The following is a 17,567-nucleotide window of genomic DNA, read 5'->3' on the forward strand; positions in this document are numbered from 1 at the left end:
ACGCCCTGCAGGACCTCCTGCGGTGCTGGACCGGAACCTGCACCACCTGCGGCCGCCCACTGACCAAGACCAGAACCTAACGAAGCACTACTAGGTCGTATCTTTCGGATCAGCCAGGCGCTGCGGGCCCAGGATGATCCGAAAGACACCTAGGTGCCGTGATCATTCCACAGGGGCACCAGGAACCACAGCGGTACGGAGGGACGGAGCCCGGCCTGCCTAACGAGGTGTCCGGGGCGGCTGCGGCAGCGCCCGCAGCAGGACGGACACCACGACGGCCAGGGCCAGGCAGAAGCCCAGCGCGGCGGCCAGGGCAGGCCCGTAGGCGCTCGGGTCGTGGTGTGCGGCGCCGCCCAGCGTGCCGTAGAAGATCACGCCGACGGCGGCCACACCGACCGACCCGCCCACCTGCTGGCCGGTGGACAGGACGCCCGACGCCATGCCGATCTCCGCAGGCCGTACGCGCGCGAGCACGGCGTTGAGCAGGGGCGTGACCAGCACGCCGGTGCCCGCGCCGATCACCAGCAGCGGTACGACGAGGGACCAGGCGGTCAGCGCCGCACCGGCGCGGAGGACGACCGCGATGGCCGCCGCGTGCCCGAGGCCGAGGACGAGCGCACCGGCCTGCAACAGGCGCCGCCCGTGGCGGGCCAGGCGCCCGGCGACGAGGCTGCCGGCGAAGAACGCCGTCGCGAAGGGGAGGTAGAACAGGCCGGCGGCGAGGGTGCCCAGGCCGAGGCCGTCCTGCAGGGTGACGGACAGGACCAGGAAGAAGGAGTTGATCCCGAAGTACGTGAGGAGGACCAGCGTCATCCCGACGGCGAAGGCACGTTCCCGCAACAGCCGCAGCCGTACGAGCGGGGAGCCGCCGCGTGCCTCCACCCGGCGTTCCACGGCGGCGAAGGCGCCGAGGGCGAGGACGCCCAGGGCCAGGCTGAGCCACGTCCACCACGGCCAGCCGGCCTCCCGGCCTTCGACCAGCGGCACGACGAGGAGGAACAGCGCGGGCGTCAGCACGGCGGCGCCCGCCAGGTCGAGGCGGCGCGCCCCGGGGGCCCGCGACTCGGGGACCAGGACGGCCGCGAGCGCCAGCGTGAGCAGGCCGACGGGCACGTTCACCCAGAAGATCGGACGCCAGGAGGTGCCGAAGAGGTCGGCGGAGACGAGGACGCCGCCGAGCAGCTGCCCCGCGACGCCTGCCGTACCGATGACCGCGCCCAGCACCCCGAACGCCCGCGCCCGCCGCTCCGGCGGCAGCAGCACCTGGATCGTCGAGAAGACCTGCGGGGACATCACGGCGGCGCCGAGCCCCTGGACGAGCCGCGCGCCGATGAGCGCCCCGGCGCCGGGGGCGGCGGCACACGCCACCGAAGCGAGCGTGAAGAGCGCCATACCGGTCAGGAAGCACCGTTTGCGGCCGATGAGGTCGCCGAGGCGGGCACCGGTGATCAGAGCGACGGCGTAGGCGAGCTGGTAACCGGCGAGCACGAGCTGCACGTCCGCGTCCGAGGCGTGCAGGTCCTGCTGGATCGCCGGGGTCGCCACGAGCACGATGAAGGTGTCCAGTACGGCCACGAAGATGCCGATCAGCACGACGGACAGCGCACGCCACGGGGACGGCGGCCCACCCGGCGTCGCGTGCGGGCTTTCCACGGCGCGGGTGCTCGATGCCGTGGCGTGCGGGCCTTTCCCAGTGCGGGTGCTCGATGCCGTGGCGTGCGGGCCGTTCATGGTGCGGGTGCCGTCCGAGGAGTCGCGGACGCCGTCGCCGGAGTCGGCCGGATGCCTGGTGTACGTCATGCCCCGACCCTCGGCCGGGCCCGGGCGGCGATACAGAGGCAACTTATGCTGGTGGTCGCGGTACCCCCGTGCGCCTCCGGCTCCGCAGGAGACAGGAGAGTCCAGTGGGGCGTGCCCACGGAACACGCACGGGGAACGGGCAGGAGTCGGACCGGAATGAGCGGGCGCGATGCCGGGCGGAGCGGACAGGACGACGCCGCGCTGAGCGAAGGGCGCGATGCCGCGCCGGGCGGGGGAGCGGCCACGGACGGCCGGGAACGGCGCCGGGTCCTGGCCGCGTTCCTCCGCTCCCGCCGGGCCCGCATCGCCCCCGGCGACGCCGGCCTCCCGGCCGGTCCCCGCCGCCGTACGCCCGGACTGCGCCGCGAGGAGGTCGCGACGCTGTCGGGGGTCAGCGTCACCTGGTACACCTGGCTCGAACAGGCCAGGGACATCACCGTGAGCCGCCAGGTGCTGCACAGCCTGGCCCGGGTCCTGAACCTGTCCCCGGCCGAGACCCGCCACCTGTTCGCGCTGGCCGGACAGCCGCTGCCGGCCCCCGACGGGGTACGGACCGGCGGCCGGCCGTTGCAGCGGCTGGTGGACGCGCTCGACCCGCACCCGGCGTACGTGGTCGCGGCCAACTGGGACCTGCTGGCGTGGAACCGCGCCGAAGCGGGCCTCATCGGCGACCCGGACCACTGGGACACCCCCGAACGCAATCTGCTGCGCCTGGTGTTCACCGACGCCCGCATCCGTACGCTCCTGGCGGACTGGCCGGATCAGGCCCGTACGCTGCTGGAGCAGTACCGGGCCAACGCCGACCGGCACCCGGGCGACCCGGCGTTCACCCGTCTGACCGCCGACCTGCGCGCCCGCAGCGAGGAATTCCGCACCTGGTGGGACACCCACGACATCGCCGAGTTCCGTCCCACCCGCCGCGTCTTCGACCATCCCCGCCTGGGCCGCCTGACCTTCGACTACGTCAAACTGACACCGGTCGAGACCCCCGGGGTCACGCTGGTCTCGTGCCTGCCGTCGGACGACGGGACGGCGGCGAAACTGGGGCAGTTGAGCGATGACGGGACAGCGACGGCGCACTCCGGCCAGCGCGCCGCGCACACGTCCTGAGTCTCAAGGCAACGACACTCACTGATTCCCCGCGGTCCGGGAGAACCCGCTCCGTTGGCCACCGGGAAACCCGTCCCGGGGGCTACGAGCACGGAGCCCGCCCCGTCCGTACCTCCGTCAAGACGTCGTACGCCGTACGCACTCCGCGACGACCGACCGCAGGTCCCCCGCCCGGTGCAGCACCTCCCGCTGGACGTGCGCCCCGTTGCCGCGTCCCATGAGGGTGTCGAGGCCCTCCTTGGCGAGTCCCAGGTCGCCGATGTCCTCCAGCGCCTCGCTGATGTGGTCGAGCAGGGCGCGGACCACGGCCTCGGCGGGCGCCGGCGTCCAGGTGAGCGGATGCACGAGCCGGCCGGACAGCCCCGACCGGCCGGCCCGCCAGCACGCCAGCCGCAGCAGGCCGATCCCGGCGGGGTCCGGCGGCTCGCCGGCGCGCCACGCGCGGGCGGCCGTCTCGACCAGCCCGCGCGTCAGCGCGGCGAGCAGCACCGTGTCGTCCGCCTCCAGACAGACGTCGGCGACCCTGATCTCCACGGTGGGGTAGTGGCGCGACAGCCGGGCGTCGAAGTAGATCATGCCCTCGTCGAGCAGAGTGCCGGTCGCCAGCATCTCCTGCACCCGCCGGTGGTAGTTCTCCGCGGACCCGAAGGGCTCCGTGGGCCCGGAGGACGGCCAACGGCCCCACACCCGGCTCCGGTAGCTGCTGTACCGGGTGTCCGTGCCCTGCCAGAAGGGCGAGTTGGCGCTGAGCGCCAGGAGCGTCGGGAGCCATGGGCGGATCCGGTCCAGTACGGCCACGCCCTCGTCGTCGGACTCCACGGCGACGTGGATGTGGCAGCCGCAGGTCAGCTGCTCCTGCGCGGTCCGGCCGAACTCCGCCTCCAGCCGCTGGTACCGCTCGTCCACGCTGAGGGACGGCGTGACGGGCAGGGGAGAGGTGGCCAGGGCCACCAGTTCCGTACCGGCCCGGCGCGCCCGGTGCGCCGCCTCGCCGCGCCAGCGCCCGACCTCCGCGGCCAGGTCCTCGATCAGCGTCCTGGGGCGGGTGGCGATCTCCAGCTGCTCGCGGTGCAGCTCCTTGTCCAGGGTGGAGTCCTCCGGCGTCGAGGCCAGTACGGTTCCGGCGACCGCTCGCGGCTCACCCGAGTGCGGGTCCACCAGGAGAAGCTCTTCTTCCACACCCACGCTCCGCATACGACAGCCTCTCTACCGGCGACGCTCAGCAGGACGGATTTTCGGGCCTGCTGCCATGGGAAACGTTCGCGCGGCACGGCACAAGGGGGACGACGGCCACCGAGTGGCGTGATGAGAACGGGGGAGGGGAGGCAGCGAACCTCCGTACCCTGTGCGGCGGTTCACCGCCCGGCGCCCGTAGTGGCGGTTCGCTGCCCTCCGCGGCCTGTGATGGCGGCCTGCCGTCCGAGGGCCCGGTAGCGGTCGGCGAGCGCGTGGAACGCCGCCTTCGGTTCCCAGGGCAGGTCCGGGTAGGCGCGCTCGGAGGCGGGGACACCGCTGTCCGCGTCGAGCACCTTGGTGATGCCGTACGAGGCGAGGTCCGGGTCGGGGCCGGTGGCGCGGTAGGGGGTGCTGTACCCCGCCAGGCTGAACCAGAAGAGGGAGTCGACGCCCTCCTCCTCGAAGACGGGCAGCAGTGCGTCGAGGTAGCGGACCTGTTCCTCCTCGTCGCGCACCAGGTCGGGCCGGGGCACGGTGCCGTCCGGCTGCCGGGCGAGGTACCAGCCCGCGCCGCCGTGGTCGCCCGCTCCCCGGTAGGTGCAGCAGCCGGCCTCCAGGATCGCGACCGGCTTTCCGTGGGCCATCTCCTTGCGCAGGTCGTCGCGGTAGGTGGCAGCATTGCGCAGGCTGCGGAAGTGGTTCAGGCCGACGATGTCGAACGGGCCCCAGTCCACGCCGTCCAGGGGGTTGGAGGCATAGCTGAGGGGGCCGCCGAAGACGGGCCGGACGGCGGTGACCACCTCGCCGAGGAAGGCGTTGACCTTGTCGGGGATGACCTTGACCGCGGCTTCGCGGTCCGGACCGGCGAGGACCGCGGTGCGGTCGTCGAGCGTGTCGCCGGGCAGGTAGCCGCGGGCGAACACACTGAATTCGCAGCCGGTGACCAGGCGCACCTCGGCGCCGTCCCGGCGCAGCCGTTCGGCCCGCTCGGCGCTGTCGACGAAGTACGGCAGCATCTCCTCATCCGTCATCTCGCAGGGGAACGGCGAGAACCAGACCTCCAGCCCGGCCGCCGCCGCGGGCCGGGCCGCGGTCTCGATCCGGTCCAGGTCGCCGCCCGTGATGCGGACCGCGGTGCAGTGCAGGTCCTCGGCGATGACCCGCATCTCCCGCTCGGCGTCCCGGGGATCGAACACGGGGCGGGAGGTGTCCCCGTTGGGGAAGGTGCCGGTGTCGTAGTGGATGCCTTTGCCGCGCATGACCGACCGCCTCCGATAAGAGTCATTCTGTATCTTAAGGATGCCAGTAAGATACACGGCGTGTCTCAAGAGTCAACGCGCAAACGGCGCCGCGGAGCCGAGCTGGAGACGGCGCTCCTGGCGGCGGCCTGGGCCGAGCTGGCCGCGGTCGGCTACGAGCGGCTGACGTACGAGGCCGTCGCCGACCGGGCCGGCACCAGCCGCCCGGTGCTCTACCGCCGCTGGCCCACCAAGCGGGAACTCGTCCTCGCGGCACTGCGCCATCAGGCGCCGCCCCTGCCGGACGCGCCGCCCGACACCGGTGCACTGCGCGGCGACGTCCTGGCGTTGTTGCGCCTGGTCATCCGGCGGATGCGGGAACTGGGCCCGGTCCGCGAGGTGCTGGCCGCGGAACAGGGACAGACGGAGCTGTCGGCGTACCTGGCCGCGCGCAACGAGGGGCCGGGCCGCGACTGGATGCGGACGCTCCTGGAGCGCGCGGCGCGTCGCGGCGAGGTCGGGGGCGCGGTGGAGGCCCTGCCCGACCGGCTGGTCACGCTGCCGGTCGTGCTGGTGGTCCACGAGCTTTTCATGGCCCGCCGGACGCCGGCCGAGGCCGACCTGGAGGAGATCGTGGACCGGCTGTTCCTGCCCCTGGTCGGGCACCGGCCCGATGCTCAACGGGAGCCCCAGGTGGGCGAGTAGCGGCGGAGCCGGGGCCGCCGCAGCGCTGCGCCGGGGCGCGAGCGGTTGGACACCTCGGCGCCCGTCCGCCGGGATCTGCTGTGATGGTGCGTGGGTTGTTCCGCGGACGAGGGGCGGGCTCATGCCGGTGCTGCGAACCAACGGAATCAGTCTCGCGTACGACGAGTACGGCGCCGGGGAGCCGGTCGTGATGGTCACCGGGACCGGAGCGCCCGGACGGGTGTGGCGCGCGCACCAGGTGCCCGCGCTGACCGCGGCCGGCTACCGGGTGATCACCTTCGACAACCGGGGCATCGCACCGGACGGTCACGCCGGCCGGTACTTCACCCTCGACGACATGGCGGCGGACCTGGCCGGCCTCATCGCGCACGTCAGCCCGGAACCGTGCCGCGTGGTGGGTTTCTCGCTGGGCTCGGTCATCGTGCAGGAACTGCTGGTGGCCCGGCCCGAACTCGTCCGCCAGGCCGTGCTGATGGCCACCATCGGCCGGGCCGACACGCTGATCCGCGCCATGGCGGCGGCCGAACTCGACCTGTGCGACGGCGGCACCGTGCTCCCGCCCCGGTACGCGGCCTACGTCCAGGCCCTCCAGTACCTGTCGGGGGAGACGCTCGGCGACGAGGAACGGCTCCGGGGCTGGCTGGATGTTTTCGAGATGTCGGCCGCGGCGGATTTCGCCGGCCTCCGCGGGCAGTTGCGCCTCCAGGTCATTCCGGACCGGCGGCCCGCGTACCGGTCAATCCGGTGCCCGTGCCTGGTCATCGCATTCGAAGACGACCGGATCGTCCGCCCGAGGCTGGTCCGCGAGGTCGCCGAATGCATTCCCGGCAGTACGTACACCGAGCTGGCCGGGTGCGGCCATTACGGATATCTGGAGAAACCCGAACCCGTGAATTCCGCGATCATCGAATTCTTCGCGGGCCGGAAACCGAACCGGGCGGGGGAGAACTGAGCCCCCGCCCGCCCCGTCACGCGCCCAGCGTCGCCCGGATCCGCTTCTTGTCGGGCTTGCCCACGGGAGTCAGCGGGATCTCCGGGACCAGGTGCAGCCCGGCGGGCGCGTACATCGCGCCCTTGTGCCGGGTCACGAACTCCCGCACCCGCCCCAGGTCGAGCGGGCGTTCCGGTACGGGGACGACCGCGACGTGCACCTCTTCACCGGCGTCCGCACCGCGCACGCCGAACGCCGCGCAGTGCGCGATGTCCGGGTGGGTGAGCAGCAGGTCCTCCAGCTCGCCGGTGTAGACGTGGCCGCCCACCACGATGATCATGTCCTTGAGCCGGTCGACGATGTACAGGTAGCCCTCGTGGTCGAGGTAGCCGAGATCCCCGGTGTGCACCCACCCGTCGCGCAGGACCTGCGCGGTCAGTTCGGGCTGCTTCCAGTAGCCGGTCATGGCCTGGCCGGAGCGCACCCGGATCTCGCCCACCGCGCCGACGGGCACCGGCTCGCCGCGCTCGTCGTGGATCGCGACCTCCACGCCGGGGACGACACGGCCGACCGTGGCCTGCCCGTCCTCGGACAGCCTGGCGTGCTCGTCGGGGCCGATGACGGTGACGTGGCCCGCCTCGGACTGGCCGTAGCCGCCGAACAGGACGGCGCCGAAGGTCTCGTGCGCCTGCCGCAGCCGCGTCGGTGAGGCGGCGCACCCGCCGTACGAGATCCGGTGGACGCTGGACAGATCGGTGCCGGCCAGGGCGGGGTGGTCGAGCAGCCGGTAGATCAGCGGGGGCAGCAGCCACAGGTGGGTGATCCGCTCGCGCTCGATCGCGGCGAGCACCCGGCCCGGGTCGAAGGAGTCCTGGAGGACCACGGAGCCGCCGGCCAGCAAGGTGGCGTCGGCGATGTTGCCGGCCACGTGCGCGAGGGTGGTGCAGGCCAGGAAGCGGGGCGGTTCGCCGGCGCCGAGGGAGCCGAAGGCGAGCATGTCCGTGTAGGGGCCGTGGGCCATCCGGACGCCCTTGGGGACGCCGGTGGTGCCGCCGGTGTGGCGGATGCACCAGTCGTCCTCGGGGCGCGCCGCACTCGGTACGGGACGGGGTGCGTGCCGCGCGGCGCGGGCCCGCAGGTCCGGCCCGTGCGGACCGGGGCCGAAGGAGAGGACGTTCGGGGGCCGCACGTGGGCCAGCAGGCTCCCGGTGGCCTCCGGCAGCTCCGGGTCGACGAGCAGCAGCTCGGTGTCCACGCTGCGCGCGATGTGCGCCAGCGTCCCGGGCGCCATGCCCTGGTACAGGAAGACGGCGCGGGCCCCGAGCAGATTGGCCGCGTACCGGGCGGTCAGGACCTCCGGCCGGTTGCCGGCGAGCAGGGACACGGTGCTGCCGCGCCCGATACCCAGGCCGCGCAATTCCCGCGCGATGCGGTACACGTCGTCACGGAATTCTCCGGCGGTGATCCGCCGGCCGTCCGCCGTGGTGATGACCGGACGGTCCGGAGCGGCGGCCAGCACATCGAGGACGGCTTCGACATAGGTACGGAATTCGCTCGTGCGGGAATTCACCTCTACGGCAGTGTCGGCGTTCATGAAGTATGTCTCCCTACCGATGTAGGCGATTACTACTTCTCGGTAAGCTAACAACTGGTTGCCGTATGAAGGTGTCGTGCCGATGAACAGCACATGATGTCTGAAAAGTGACTGGCGCGTCGCGCTTGCCTGTGCGGTACGGGCCGGTCGGCCGTGCCCGCCGCACGGACGGGGCGGGCGGGTGCGGCCCGCCCCCGCGCTTCACGAGCGACCGCGGCCACCCCGGAGCCGTATGTCGACGTCGACCACGCCTTCGACCGCGCGGGCCAGCCGCGCGGCCACCGGTATGAGCGAGGTGTCGGCGATGGTGCCGGCGAGCGTGACGATGCCCTGGGAGACCTGGACGGTCAACTCGTGCTTGCGGTGCGCGAAGAGCTGGCCGACGACCGTGCGCCGGACCTCCTCGGCGATCTCCGCGTCCTCGCGGAGGAAGACCTTGAGCAGGTCGCTGCGGCTGACGACGCCTTCGAGCCGGCCCACGGCGTCCACCACCGGCATCCGCTTGATGCGGTACCAGGCCATGGTGCGCGCCGCCTGGGCCAGACTGGCGTCCGCGTGGACGGTGACGGCGGGCGCGGTCATCAGCTCCTCGGCCGTGACGCCACCGGACTTGATCAGGGCGTCCAGGACGCGCATCTGCTCGATGCGCGAGGGCGTGTGGTCGCGGAACTCCTCCTTGGGCAGCAGATCGGCCTCGGATACCACGCCGACCACCCGCCCCTCGCCCTCCACGACCGGCAGGGCGCTGACCTTCCACTGCTCCATGGTGCGGACGATCTCCTTGAACGGGGCGGCGCGGCCGATGCTGATCACGGTGCGGGTCATCACGTCGCCGACGGTGCGGGGGTTGTTGTTCCCTTGCGTCACGGGCTCCTGCATCACGGACTCCTTCAGCGCGGGCTCCTTCCCCCAGGGTTGTGCCTCGCGGACCTGTGCATCACACACCGTCCCCGGCCGGGCCCCGCCGCGCCGCCGCCCCCTCGTGGAGGTGCCCGCACGCGCGGCCCGGCGGACGACGGCCTGCCGGGCGTCCGTGGTAAAAGGTTTCGACGGGCCGCAAAAACCTTCTTGCATTCAGCGGGCCATTATGCAGCTGATCCGGTGATCCGCTGATGCCGAAATAACGTCATCCGTTCGTCGGCGGAAGTGACGTGGTTCTGATCGAATCGGACAGCAAAAGTCGCCCTGTCTTTTGATTTCTTTTTTTCGCGGTCCGCCGATTGGACCGGCGGCGGCGAGGGCATGCAAGGAGCGGACGGCGGAGAGGCCGTCCGTAACACTCTTTGAAAGGGACGGAAATGGGAAAGGCGAAGTTTGCGTTCGCGGTTCTCGCGGTGGCCGCGGGACTGTTGCCGATGGCCGCATCGCCCGCAGTTGCCGAAGAGGAACCGCCGGGCGGCGGTGCCGTGTTTACTTACCAGTTGAAGAGTGACAAGGGTAATTGTCTGGACGTCGGCCCCGGCAAGCCGCAGGACGGCACGCTCGTCCGGACGTGGAGCGACTGCAACCGGACCGCCAATCAGAAGTGGCGCTTCGAGTCCTCCGGTCCGGAGAGCGTGAATCTTGTGCACCACCGCAGCGGCCTGTGTGCCACGCGGGAAGAGAACTCCAACGGAGACACGGTGGTGCGGCTCCGGGTCTGCGGTGACCAGGAGGATTCACAGGACTGGCAGCGTATTCCCGCGCAGGGCAATCCCAAGCAGTTCCAGAATGCCGAGGACGGTGGCTACCTGTACGACAACGGGAGCGGTTCGGGAACGAGCACCACTCCTGACAGCGGGTCGTACTGGACCGTGTCCCGGTCCTGACGGGTGAACCCGGCCGGGGCTCTTCGTGCGACGCCGTCGCGCGGGGAGCCCCGGCGCCGGGCGAGCCGCAGCGCCTTTTCGACGTATTCCGCGAAGGTGAACCAGTGAAAGGTCGATTCCTCAGTCTGCTGACAAGCATCGGTTTGTTCGGAGCCTCGACGGGTGTCGCCCAGGCCGCGGAGCCGTCCGCCCTGGCCCCCGCCCGCCCCACGGTTTACCAGGTCCGGAGTGAGGACGGGCCGTGTCTGGACGCCGCGGGAAATTCGGGAGAGGTGGTGCAGACCTGGTGGGACTGCAACCGGACCCGGGCCCAGAAATGGCGGTTCGAGTCGCTGCACGGCGGCGTGCGGATCGTCCACGCCCGTACGGACACCTGCGCCACGCTCGTCGGCAGGCAGTCCGCCGACATCGTCCTCAAGGAATGCGAGCGCGAGGACCCGGAAGACAGCCAGACCTGGAGAGTCACGCCCGACGAGGGAGCGCGCAGGCGCTATCAGAACCTGGCGGACTTCTGCTGGCTGCGTGACGCGGGTTCGGGCCGCCCGGTGGCGTGTGTGCACAAGCTGCCGGCGACGCGGTGGACCGTGCGCAAGTCGTGAGCACAACGGCCCGGCCGCCACCGTCCGGTGACGGCCGCCGCCGAAAACCCGTGTCCGGGCCCCGGGCGCCCGGCCGGGGCCCGGACACGGGCGGTCAGCGCACTCCGCTCCCGTACGGCCCGTAGAGGTCGAGCAGCCGGGTGCGTGCGCACCGCAGCCGGTCGCCGATCACCTCGGCGTACATGAGCACGAGCGCGTGGCCGAGCACGGGGTCCTCGTGGCACAGCGCCCGTACCTCCTGCGCGTCGAACTCCCAGGCCCGTACCGGGCTCAGCGTCTCCGCGCCCAACTGCCAGCCGTACGGCGGGAAGAGCCAGGACCAGCCCAGCGGATCGCCCGGGTGCAGGGTCTCGACCACCGCGGCCCGGCGCCCCGGCACCCGGATGTCGAGCTGGACCGCCCCGGTACGGATGATCCAGAAGCGGTCGGCCCGCCGGCCCTCCTCGAAGATCCGCAGACCGGCCGGGAAGGAGACCTCCCGGGCCAGCGCCATCAGCCGCTCGCGGTGTTCCACGGGCAGCGCACCGAGCCGTCCGGTCATCGTCCTCACCGCTCCACCTCCGCTTCCTCCGCGGCGCCGGCGCCTGCGGCGTCCCGGGCAGGCCGTCGGGCACCGGCGGTTCCCATGTCCTCAGCGTCCGCCGTGCGGTGGCGCACCGGCAGGGGCCGAACAGCCCCGCCCCCCGGCCGAACAGCCCTGCGCGGGCCGCCGGGACAGGCCGGCGCGGCGCCTTCGCGGGGCGTCGCAGGCCGGCCGACGCGCCCGGCCCGCAGCAGGTGGACGGTGCCCGTGTAGGCGGCGATCAGGTCCGTTTCGTGACTGACGAGGACGAGGGCCAGCCGGCGCGTGGCGCGCAGTCGGGCGAGGAGGCTAAGGATCGCGGCGGCGGACGCGGGGCCGAGGGCGGAGGTCACCTCGTCGCACAGGAGGAGATCCGGTTCGGTGGCCAGGGCGTGTGCTACGGAGGCGCGCTGGCGCTGTCCGCCGGAGAGTTCGTGGGTAGCGCTGGGCGAAGTCGCCGGGCAGGCCGACGGAATCGAGGAGTCTGCCGACCCGGGCGGGTATCTCCCGCGCCCCGACGACGCGCGGTGCAGCCGGAGCGGGCAAGCCTCCGGGTGGGACCGCGGACGTCTCGGCCGGTGCGTGAGTGGCCCGGTGGGGCGGGCGCCCCGGGCGGGGAGTGCCCGGGCGGCCGGTCCGTACGGTGCGGAGCCGGTGGCGAGGGTGACGACCGAGTCGGCCCCCGGCTCAGCCTGAACATCGCCGGGGCCGACTGTGCCACGGTCCGCCGCCTTGTCCGGCCCGGCGTGCCCATCGCCGCTACCTACGGTTCCGAGGCCGGCTTCTTCTCCGTCACCGCGCTGATGGCCGGCTCGTTCGGCAGCGCCGCGCTGGTTGCGCACACCGCCGTCAACCAGTTCGTCTGCATCGTCTTCCAGGTCGCCGTCGGCCTCTCCCACGCCGCGTTCATCCACGTCAGCCGGGAACTCGCCCTCGGCCGCACCGACACCGCCCTGCGCCGGCGCCGTCATGACCGTCGTCGCCGTGGTCTACGCCACGGTGCCCGGCCTGGTCCTGCGCCTCTCCTTCGACACCGGCGGGCCCAGGGAGCCGAAGCCGTTTCCATCGCCACCCACCTGCCGCTGGTCGTCATGGCCCCGCAGTTCTTCGACGGCGCCCAGAACATCGGCGTCGGTCTCCTGCGCGGCCTCGACGACACCGCGAGCGGCTTCCGCATCCTCGCCACCACCGCCGTGCTGCTCCTGCGCCGCAACAGCGCGAGCCTGGGTGTCCGTACGAGCGCACCGCAGACCGTACGGGCGGCCTGAGTCCTGGAGGGCATCCGGGTGCCCCGGCTGGGGTCGGCGCGACCAGGTCGCCCACCGCACAAAGCGCGGCTCCCGCGGCGGTCGGCCGCCGAAGTTCGATCCGGCCGACTGCACAGAGCGCCATGCGGTCGAGTGTGGCATCCACCGCCTCAAGCGCCACGTGCGGTGGTCACGAGGTACGACAAGCTCGCCGTCCGCTACGAGGCGACCGTGCTGGTCGCAGTCCTCGACGAGTGGCTGTGAGCCGTCCCGCCGTGGTTGTCGGCGGCTGTGATGAGCTGGTCGAGTCGGCGCAGTGTGTGGGTCATTTCCTCGACCCGGTCCGCGAGGCGGTCGCGTTCGGCGCGCAGCATGCGGCGCTGGGTGGCGGTGGTGCGCCCGTTGTTCACGCAGGGCAGCAAGGCCGCGATGGCACGGCTGCTGAGGCCGGCCGCGTAGAACTGCTGGAACAGGCGGACCACCTCGACGGTGTCCTCGGTGTAGCGGCGCTGTCCCGACGGAGTGCGCTCCGGGCTGAGCAGGCCTTGTTCCTCGTAGTAGCGCAACGCGCGCACGCTCACGCCGGCCCGCTGAGCGAGCTCCCCGATCTTCATCGCCCCGTTTCCCCTTCCCGCGCTTGACTCTCACGTTGGCGTGAGGTTTTAGCGTAGCGGGCATGGACATGCGAAACGAGATTGCGCTGGTCACAGGCGCGAACCGGGGCATCGGGCACAGCTTCGTCACCGAGTTGCGGCGCAGGGGCGTCAAAAAGATCTATGCGGCCGCTCGCCGGCCGGAGTCCGTTCCCGAGATGCCCGGTGTCGTCCCGCTGAGGCTGGACGTCACCGATGACGCGTCCGTGGCCCGGGCCGCGGCCCTGGCCGGCGACACGACACTGCTCGTCAACAACGCCGGGGTGTCGACCTTCGCCCGGCTCACCGACGGCGCGGAGGAGGACATCCGGCTGGAGATGGAGACCAACTTCTTCGGCCCCCTGCGCATGGTGCGTGCCTTCGCGCCGGTCCTGAGCGCCAATGGTGGCGGTGCCGTGCTGAATGTGCTGTCGGTCATGGCGTGGATGGCGTACGAGCACTCCAACAGCTATGGGGCGTCCAAGGCCGCGGCCTGGGCGCTGACCAACGGCATCCGGTACGAACTCGCCGATCAGGGCACTCAGGTCACGGCGCTGGCCATGGCGAGCGTCGACACCGACATGATGGCCGGCATCGAGGACGAGAAGTCGGACCCCGCTGTGATCTCCAGGGCGGCGCTGGACGGCCTGGAGGCCGGTTCCCTCGAAGTGCTGGCCGACGGGCGGACGGCCCAGTGGAAGTCCCGGCTCGGCGAGGACCCGGCCCTTCTGTATCCGCAGCTGTCCGCACACGACGCCGCCAAACCGTAAGAGGCCGTTTTCTGCTGGTCTGTGCTCCACCATGCGTATCAGTGCTTCGCAGGTGCCGCTTGTTTCCCGGATCTGCGTGCGACGGAGGGGTACATAACAGGGTGGAACCGCGTCTCTTCAAGTGAGACAGATCCTGCGGGACATGGCGATGGCTTCCTGTGCTGTGGCCGCCGGGCCTGTCGTTTCGCCGCGGAGGGGGCCGGAGACCTGGTAGGCGTTGTCGGTGGCGGGCTGGACGTAGGGGACGTCCCAGGCCCACCGCTGTTCGGTGCAGCGGCTGAAGTGTAGTTCCCTCATCCCGGTCCAGGGGAACAGCCGGCGCAGACGGGGTTCCGCGTAGGCAGGCGTGGAAACCGCCGGACGTCGAGACGGTCTTCGTCTGATCATGTGCTCCGGCCAAGGTGCACCGATCAAGACGAAGGCCAGGGACGTGAGTCAGCTCCAGCAGCTCGGGCTCGTCGTTGCCGACACGGCGCGACAGCCGCCGTTCACCCCGGGCGCCGAGTGCCACGCAGTGGTGATGCTCCTTGCCGATGTCGACCCCGGCCCCCAAGTTTTTTTCAGCCGTCAGACGGCGACAAGCTCACTGCCATACCCGGAGCCTTCGGGCTCACCGATCCTACGAATGACCGGCATGCGCTGCTACCAAGGAATCAGGACAAGCCCAGGGCGAACAGAGGATCACCGGAAGCGAAAAGATCTTGTCCCTGCCTGATCTGGCGTTAGTTTTGCCCGTATCCGAATCCAGCGCTCAGAGAGGCAGTTCACGGTTATGGTCACGACTCGGTCGATCGAGTACCGCGTGGACGACACGGTCATGGTGGGACGTCTGGCGCTGCCCGAAGGGACGGGCCCGCGGCCCGCGGTGCTCATCGCCCACGAAGGGGCCGGTCTCAACGACCATCAGCTCCACCGGGCCGAGCGGCTGGCGGAGTTGGGCTATGTGGCGTTCGCGCTGGACTACTACGGCGGGGGCCAGTGGATCGCGGACCGGGAGGAGATGTCCGCGCGCCTCGATGTGCTGCTCGGCGACCCCGACCGTATGCGGGCCCTCGGCCGCGCCGGGCTCGGCGTGCTCCTCGACGAGCCGCGGACCGACCCGTCGCGGGTCGCCGCGATCGGCTACTGCGCGGGCGGCACCATGGCCCTCGAACTCGCCCGCGCGGGCGAGGACATCAAGGCCGTCGTCGGCTTCCACCCCTCGCTGACCACGAAGCGGCCCGAGGACGCCGCCCGTATCGTCGGCAAGATACTCGTGTGCGTGGGCTCCGAGGACCCGTTCATCACGCCGGAGCACCGGCGCATGTTCGAGGAGGAGATGCGGGCCGCCGGCGTCGACTGGCGACTGAACCTGTACGGCGGCGCGCAGCACAGCTTCACCCACCCGCCCGTCACTCCGGACGGCCGGGTCATCGAGGGCCCCGCCGCCGAGGGCGAGCGGGCGGTCACGCCCGGCATCGCCTATGACCGGGCGTCCGACGAGCGGTCGTGGCGGGCCATGCTCGACCTGTTCGACGAGACGTTCAACTGAGCCCGCTCCCGCGGACCCGGTCTCGCCGCCCGCCGGACCTCGCCCGATCGTCTCCGCACCGCGCGCTCACGGCCGTTGGGCGTGCGGCCGGAGGTACCCGGCGCGTGGGCCGACGTCATGGGAGCGTCCCCGCTGGTCCGTTCCTTGGCAATCAAGAGGTCGTTTCCTGCTGGTCTGTGCTCCACCATGCGTATCAGTGCTTTGCAGGTGCCGCTTGTTTCCCGGACCTGCGTGCGACGGAACGGTACGTAACGGGGTGAACCGCGTCTCTTGCAGTGAGGCAGATCCTGCGGGGTGAGACAGGCGATACGGGCTCACCAGGAACCACAGACGATGCCTGAGCGACCGGCGGCGGTCACGGCCACACCACCTGCCGGAAGGCGTACGAGCCGTCCGGCTCCAGTTCGACCAGTGCCAGCGGCTTGCCCTCGGGGTCTCCGTGGTCGTCGAACCGGATCGGCCCGCTGACCCCGTACACCGGCTTGCTGCCGCTGATCTGCAACAGCATCTGGCGGGTGCTGCCGGTGGTCACCGGGCCGCTGCCCTGCCGGCCGGCGCCGTCGCGGATGGCCACGCCGAGGGTGAGCAGGGCGTCGTGGCCCATGATGGCCTGTCCGTCGGACAGTTCCCCGGCCGTACGGCGGATCTCCTTGCGGTAGGCGTCGCGGAACTCCGGCAGCGGGTTCCCGTCGCCGGGATAGGTCTTCAGCCACTGGTCCGGGTGGGCCAGTACGGTGTGGTGCACGGTCAGGCGGCTGCGCTCCCAGACCTTCCGGAAGGCCTGGCGCGCCTCGTAGCTCTCCGGCACGTCGAAGACGCCCACCACGTCGTCACCGGTGAACACCGAGGTGGCGCAGCGTCGCCCGGCGGCGGCCATCGCCTCGATGAAGCCGCGCAGCGCGCGCCCGCGGCCCGCGAAGTACACCGCGTCCGGCGGGTCGGCGCACACCCGGTCGGCCAGTGAGGAGAAGGCGTTGGCGGTGGCCGGATCGGCCGAACTGTAGGCCAGCCCGAGGTCGGTCAGCTTCAGCCCCTGGCGCGCGGCGGCCGTGGTGAAGCCCCGGTTCAGGGACGTGCTGTAGGTGTCCTGCTCGCTGCGGTCCTTGATGGTCGTCACCCGGTAGGGCCGCTTGCCGGGCCGGTTCTGCAGGGCACGCAGATGGCGTACCACCGCCGACGCCTGGTCGGCGTTGGGCGGCGCCACCCGCCAGAACCCCGTCTGGCCGGGCCGGTTGATGGCGTCGGCGGTCACGGTGGAGCCCATCATCGGTATCTCGGCGGCCCGCAGGGCGTCGATCGCCTCCTGGGTGGTGCGGCGGCTCTGCCCGAGCCCCGCCACCGCGACCAGGTGCTGGTCGCCGTCCTTCATCTCCTTGAGCTGGTCGACCAGCGGCTCCCACTGCTCGGACCCGGCACCGCTGTTCGCCAGCAGCAGCTTGATCTGGGGCGAGTCGCCGCGCCCGCCGCGCTGCGGGTCGTTCAGCTCCCGCTGGGCCAGGTAGGCGCCCTCCAGCTCCCGCCGGATGATGTCGCGCCCCTTGTCACCGGGGCCGGGTGTCATCGGCTGGAGGTACGCCACCGAGACCCAGGGCTTGCCGGACTTCGCCACCCGCCGGTTCTCGGCCAGGATCTGCCGTGAGATGTCCCGCAGCGCGGAGTCGAACACATACGAGCCGTCGGTCACGCCCACGCACTCGCCGTGCGGCCCCTGCTCGCGCACCCCGTCGGCACACCGTACGAACGCCGTGTCGTACACCCAGTACCCGCCGGCGCCCAGCGCGCCTGCGGCGGCCAGGGCGACAGCGGTCCGCAGCCACACACGGGGCCGCGGCCGCGGGACCTGGAGCCGGTCGTCGTCACTCAT

At 71.5% G+C, this 17,567-nt stretch carries 18 protein-coding genes and 2 pseudogenes; 8 read left to right on the forward strand and 12 right to left on the reverse strand.

Features of this window, described 5'->3' with window-relative positions:
* Positions 1-219 precede the first annotated feature (219 nt).
* A complete protein-coding gene (locus ACH4FX_RS31020) occupies positions 220-1,800 on the reverse strand; it encodes an MFS transporter (RefSeq protein ID WP_398484537.1) in 1,581 nt (526 codons plus the stop codon).
* 156 nt (positions 1,801-1,956) lie between these two features.
* Between ACH4FX_RS31020 and ACH4FX_RS31025 the strand changes: the two genes are divergently transcribed.
* Positions 1,957-2,910: a helix-turn-helix transcriptional regulator gene (locus ACH4FX_RS31025; RefSeq protein WP_398484539.1), complete on the forward strand. Its 954-nt coding sequence runs from the start codon at positions 1,957-1,959 to the stop codon at positions 2,908-2,910.
* Between the two features lie 117 nt (positions 2,911-3,027).
* Here ACH4FX_RS31025 and ACH4FX_RS31030 read toward each other — a convergent pair whose 3' ends face one another.
* Together ACH4FX_RS31030 and ACH4FX_RS31035 are read right to left on the reverse strand one after the other, a co-directional pair.
* Positions 3,028-4,104 (reverse strand): glutamate--cysteine ligase, encoded by a 1,077-nt coding sequence (locus tag ACH4FX_RS31030; protein ID WP_398484541.1) that lies wholly within the window; start codon positions 4,102-4,104, stop codon positions 3,028-3,030.
* 161 nt (positions 4,105-4,265) lie between these two features.
* Entirely contained in the window at positions 4,266-5,345 is a 1,080-nt protein-coding gene (locus ACH4FX_RS31035) for a hypothetical protein (RefSeq protein WP_398484543.1), read from the reverse strand.
* A 60-nt stretch (positions 5,346-5,405) separates the two neighbouring features.
* On the opposite strand from ACH4FX_RS31035, the gene ACH4FX_RS31040 reads away from it, so the two are divergent.
* Together ACH4FX_RS31040 and ACH4FX_RS31045 are read left to right on the forward strand one after the other, a co-directional pair.
* Positions 5,406-6,029, forward strand: coding sequence for a TetR/AcrR family transcriptional regulator (locus ACH4FX_RS31040; RefSeq protein ID WP_398484545.1), 624 nt, complete (start codon positions 5,406-5,408; stop codon positions 6,027-6,029).
* 121 nt (positions 6,030-6,150) lie between these two features.
* On the forward strand, positions 6,151-6,981 hold the full coding sequence (locus ACH4FX_RS31045) for an alpha/beta fold hydrolase (RefSeq protein WP_398484546.1): 831 nt from the start codon (positions 6,151-6,153) through the stop codon (positions 6,979-6,981).
* 16 nt (positions 6,982-6,997) lie between these two features.
* On the opposite strand, the gene ACH4FX_RS31050 is transcribed toward ACH4FX_RS31045, so the two are convergent.
* Together ACH4FX_RS31050 and ACH4FX_RS31055 are read right to left on the reverse strand one after the other, a co-directional pair.
* Complete coding sequence (locus ACH4FX_RS31050) at positions 6,998-8,554, reverse strand: AMP-binding protein (RefSeq protein ID WP_398484548.1); 1,557 nt, start codon at positions 8,552-8,554, stop codon at positions 6,998-7,000.
* Between the two features lie 201 nt (positions 8,555-8,755).
* Positions 8,756-9,433 (reverse strand): CBS domain-containing protein, encoded by a 678-nt coding sequence (locus tag ACH4FX_RS31055; protein ID WP_398484550.1) that lies wholly within the window; start codon positions 9,431-9,433, stop codon positions 8,756-8,758.
* A 419-nt stretch (positions 9,434-9,852) separates the two neighbouring features.
* On the opposite strand from ACH4FX_RS31055, the gene ACH4FX_RS31060 reads away from it, so the two are divergent.
* Together ACH4FX_RS31060 and ACH4FX_RS31065 are read left to right on the forward strand one after the other, a co-directional pair.
* Positions 9,853-10,362 carry an RICIN domain-containing protein gene (locus ACH4FX_RS31060; protein ID WP_398484552.1) on the forward strand — a complete coding sequence of 170 codons (510 nt, stop codon included), beginning with the start codon at positions 9,853-9,855 and terminating at the stop codon, positions 10,360-10,362.
* 104 nt (positions 10,363-10,466) lie between these two features.
* Positions 10,467-10,961: an RICIN domain-containing protein gene (locus ACH4FX_RS31065; RefSeq protein ID WP_398484554.1), complete on the forward strand. Its 495-nt coding sequence runs from the start codon at positions 10,467-10,469 to the stop codon at positions 10,959-10,961.
* Between the two features lie 94 nt (positions 10,962-11,055).
* On the opposite strand, the gene ACH4FX_RS31070 is transcribed toward ACH4FX_RS31065, so the two are convergent.
* The 3 genes and pseudogenes from ACH4FX_RS31070 to ACH4FX_RS31080 form a co-directional block, all read right to left on the reverse strand.
* On the reverse strand, positions 11,056-11,502 hold the full coding sequence (locus ACH4FX_RS31070; protein WP_398484777.1) for a cyclic nucleotide-binding domain-containing protein: 447 nt from the start codon (positions 11,500-11,502) through the stop codon (positions 11,056-11,058).
* Positions 11,503-11,507: 5 nt separating this feature from the next.
* Positions 11,508-11,876, reverse strand: coding sequence for a hypothetical protein (locus ACH4FX_RS31075; protein WP_398484793.1), 369 nt, complete (start codon positions 11,874-11,876; stop codon positions 11,508-11,510).
* 39 nt (positions 11,877-11,915) lie between these two features.
* Positions 11,916-12,365: pseudogene (locus ACH4FX_RS31080) on the reverse strand (hypothetical protein); the annotation flags it as partial.
* Between ACH4FX_RS31080 and ACH4FX_RS31085 the strand changes: the two are divergent.
* Positions 12,270-12,791, forward strand: coding sequence for a hypothetical protein (locus tag ACH4FX_RS31085; protein ID WP_398484794.1), 522 nt, complete (start codon positions 12,270-12,272; stop codon positions 12,789-12,791). The pseudogene ACH4FX_RS31080 and the gene ACH4FX_RS31085 sit on opposite strands and share 96 nt — an antisense overlap.
* Before the next feature lie 197 nt (positions 12,792-12,988).
* Here the strand turns inward: ACH4FX_RS31085 and ACH4FX_RS31090 are convergent, their stop codons facing one another.
* Positions 12,989-13,384, reverse strand: a complete 396-nt coding sequence (locus ACH4FX_RS31090; protein WP_398484556.1) for a MerR family transcriptional regulator — start codon at positions 13,382-13,384, stop codon at positions 12,989-12,991.
* A 62-nt stretch (positions 13,385-13,446) separates the two neighbouring features.
* Between ACH4FX_RS31090 and ACH4FX_RS31095 the strand changes: the two genes are divergently transcribed.
* A complete protein-coding gene (locus ACH4FX_RS31095; protein ID WP_398484558.1) occupies positions 13,447-14,172 on the forward strand; it encodes an SDR family oxidoreductase in 726 nt (241 codons plus the stop codon).
* A gap of 117 nt (positions 14,173-14,289) precedes the next feature.
* Here ACH4FX_RS31095 and ACH4FX_RS31100 read toward each other — a convergent pair whose 3' ends face one another.
* Positions 14,290-14,559: a DUF6193 family natural product biosynthesis protein gene (locus ACH4FX_RS31100; RefSeq protein ID WP_398484562.1), complete on the reverse strand. Its 270-nt coding sequence runs from the start codon at positions 14,557-14,559 to the stop codon at positions 14,290-14,292.
* A gap of 49 nt (positions 14,560-14,608) precedes the next feature.
* A pseudogene (locus ACH4FX_RS31105) lies at positions 14,609-14,725 on the reverse strand (transposase); the annotation flags it as partial.
* A gap of 219 nt (positions 14,726-14,944) precedes the next feature.
* Here ACH4FX_RS31105 and ACH4FX_RS31110 point away from each other — a divergent pair.
* Entirely contained in the window at positions 14,945-15,703 is a 759-nt protein-coding gene (locus ACH4FX_RS31110) for a dienelactone hydrolase family protein (protein WP_398484564.1), read from the forward strand.
* 355 nt (positions 15,704-16,058) lie between these two features.
* Here ACH4FX_RS31110 and ACH4FX_RS31115 read toward each other — a convergent pair whose 3' ends face one another.
* Positions 16,059-17,567 (reverse strand): ABC transporter substrate-binding protein, encoded by a 1,509-nt coding sequence (locus ACH4FX_RS31115; RefSeq protein ID WP_398484566.1) that lies wholly within the window; start codon positions 17,565-17,567, stop codon positions 16,059-16,061.

This window comes from Streptomyces sp. NPDC018019, from assembly GCF_044327805.1.
In the GTDB taxonomy this organism is placed as follows: domain Bacteria; phylum Actinomycetota; class Actinomycetes; order Streptomycetales; family Streptomycetaceae; genus Streptomyces.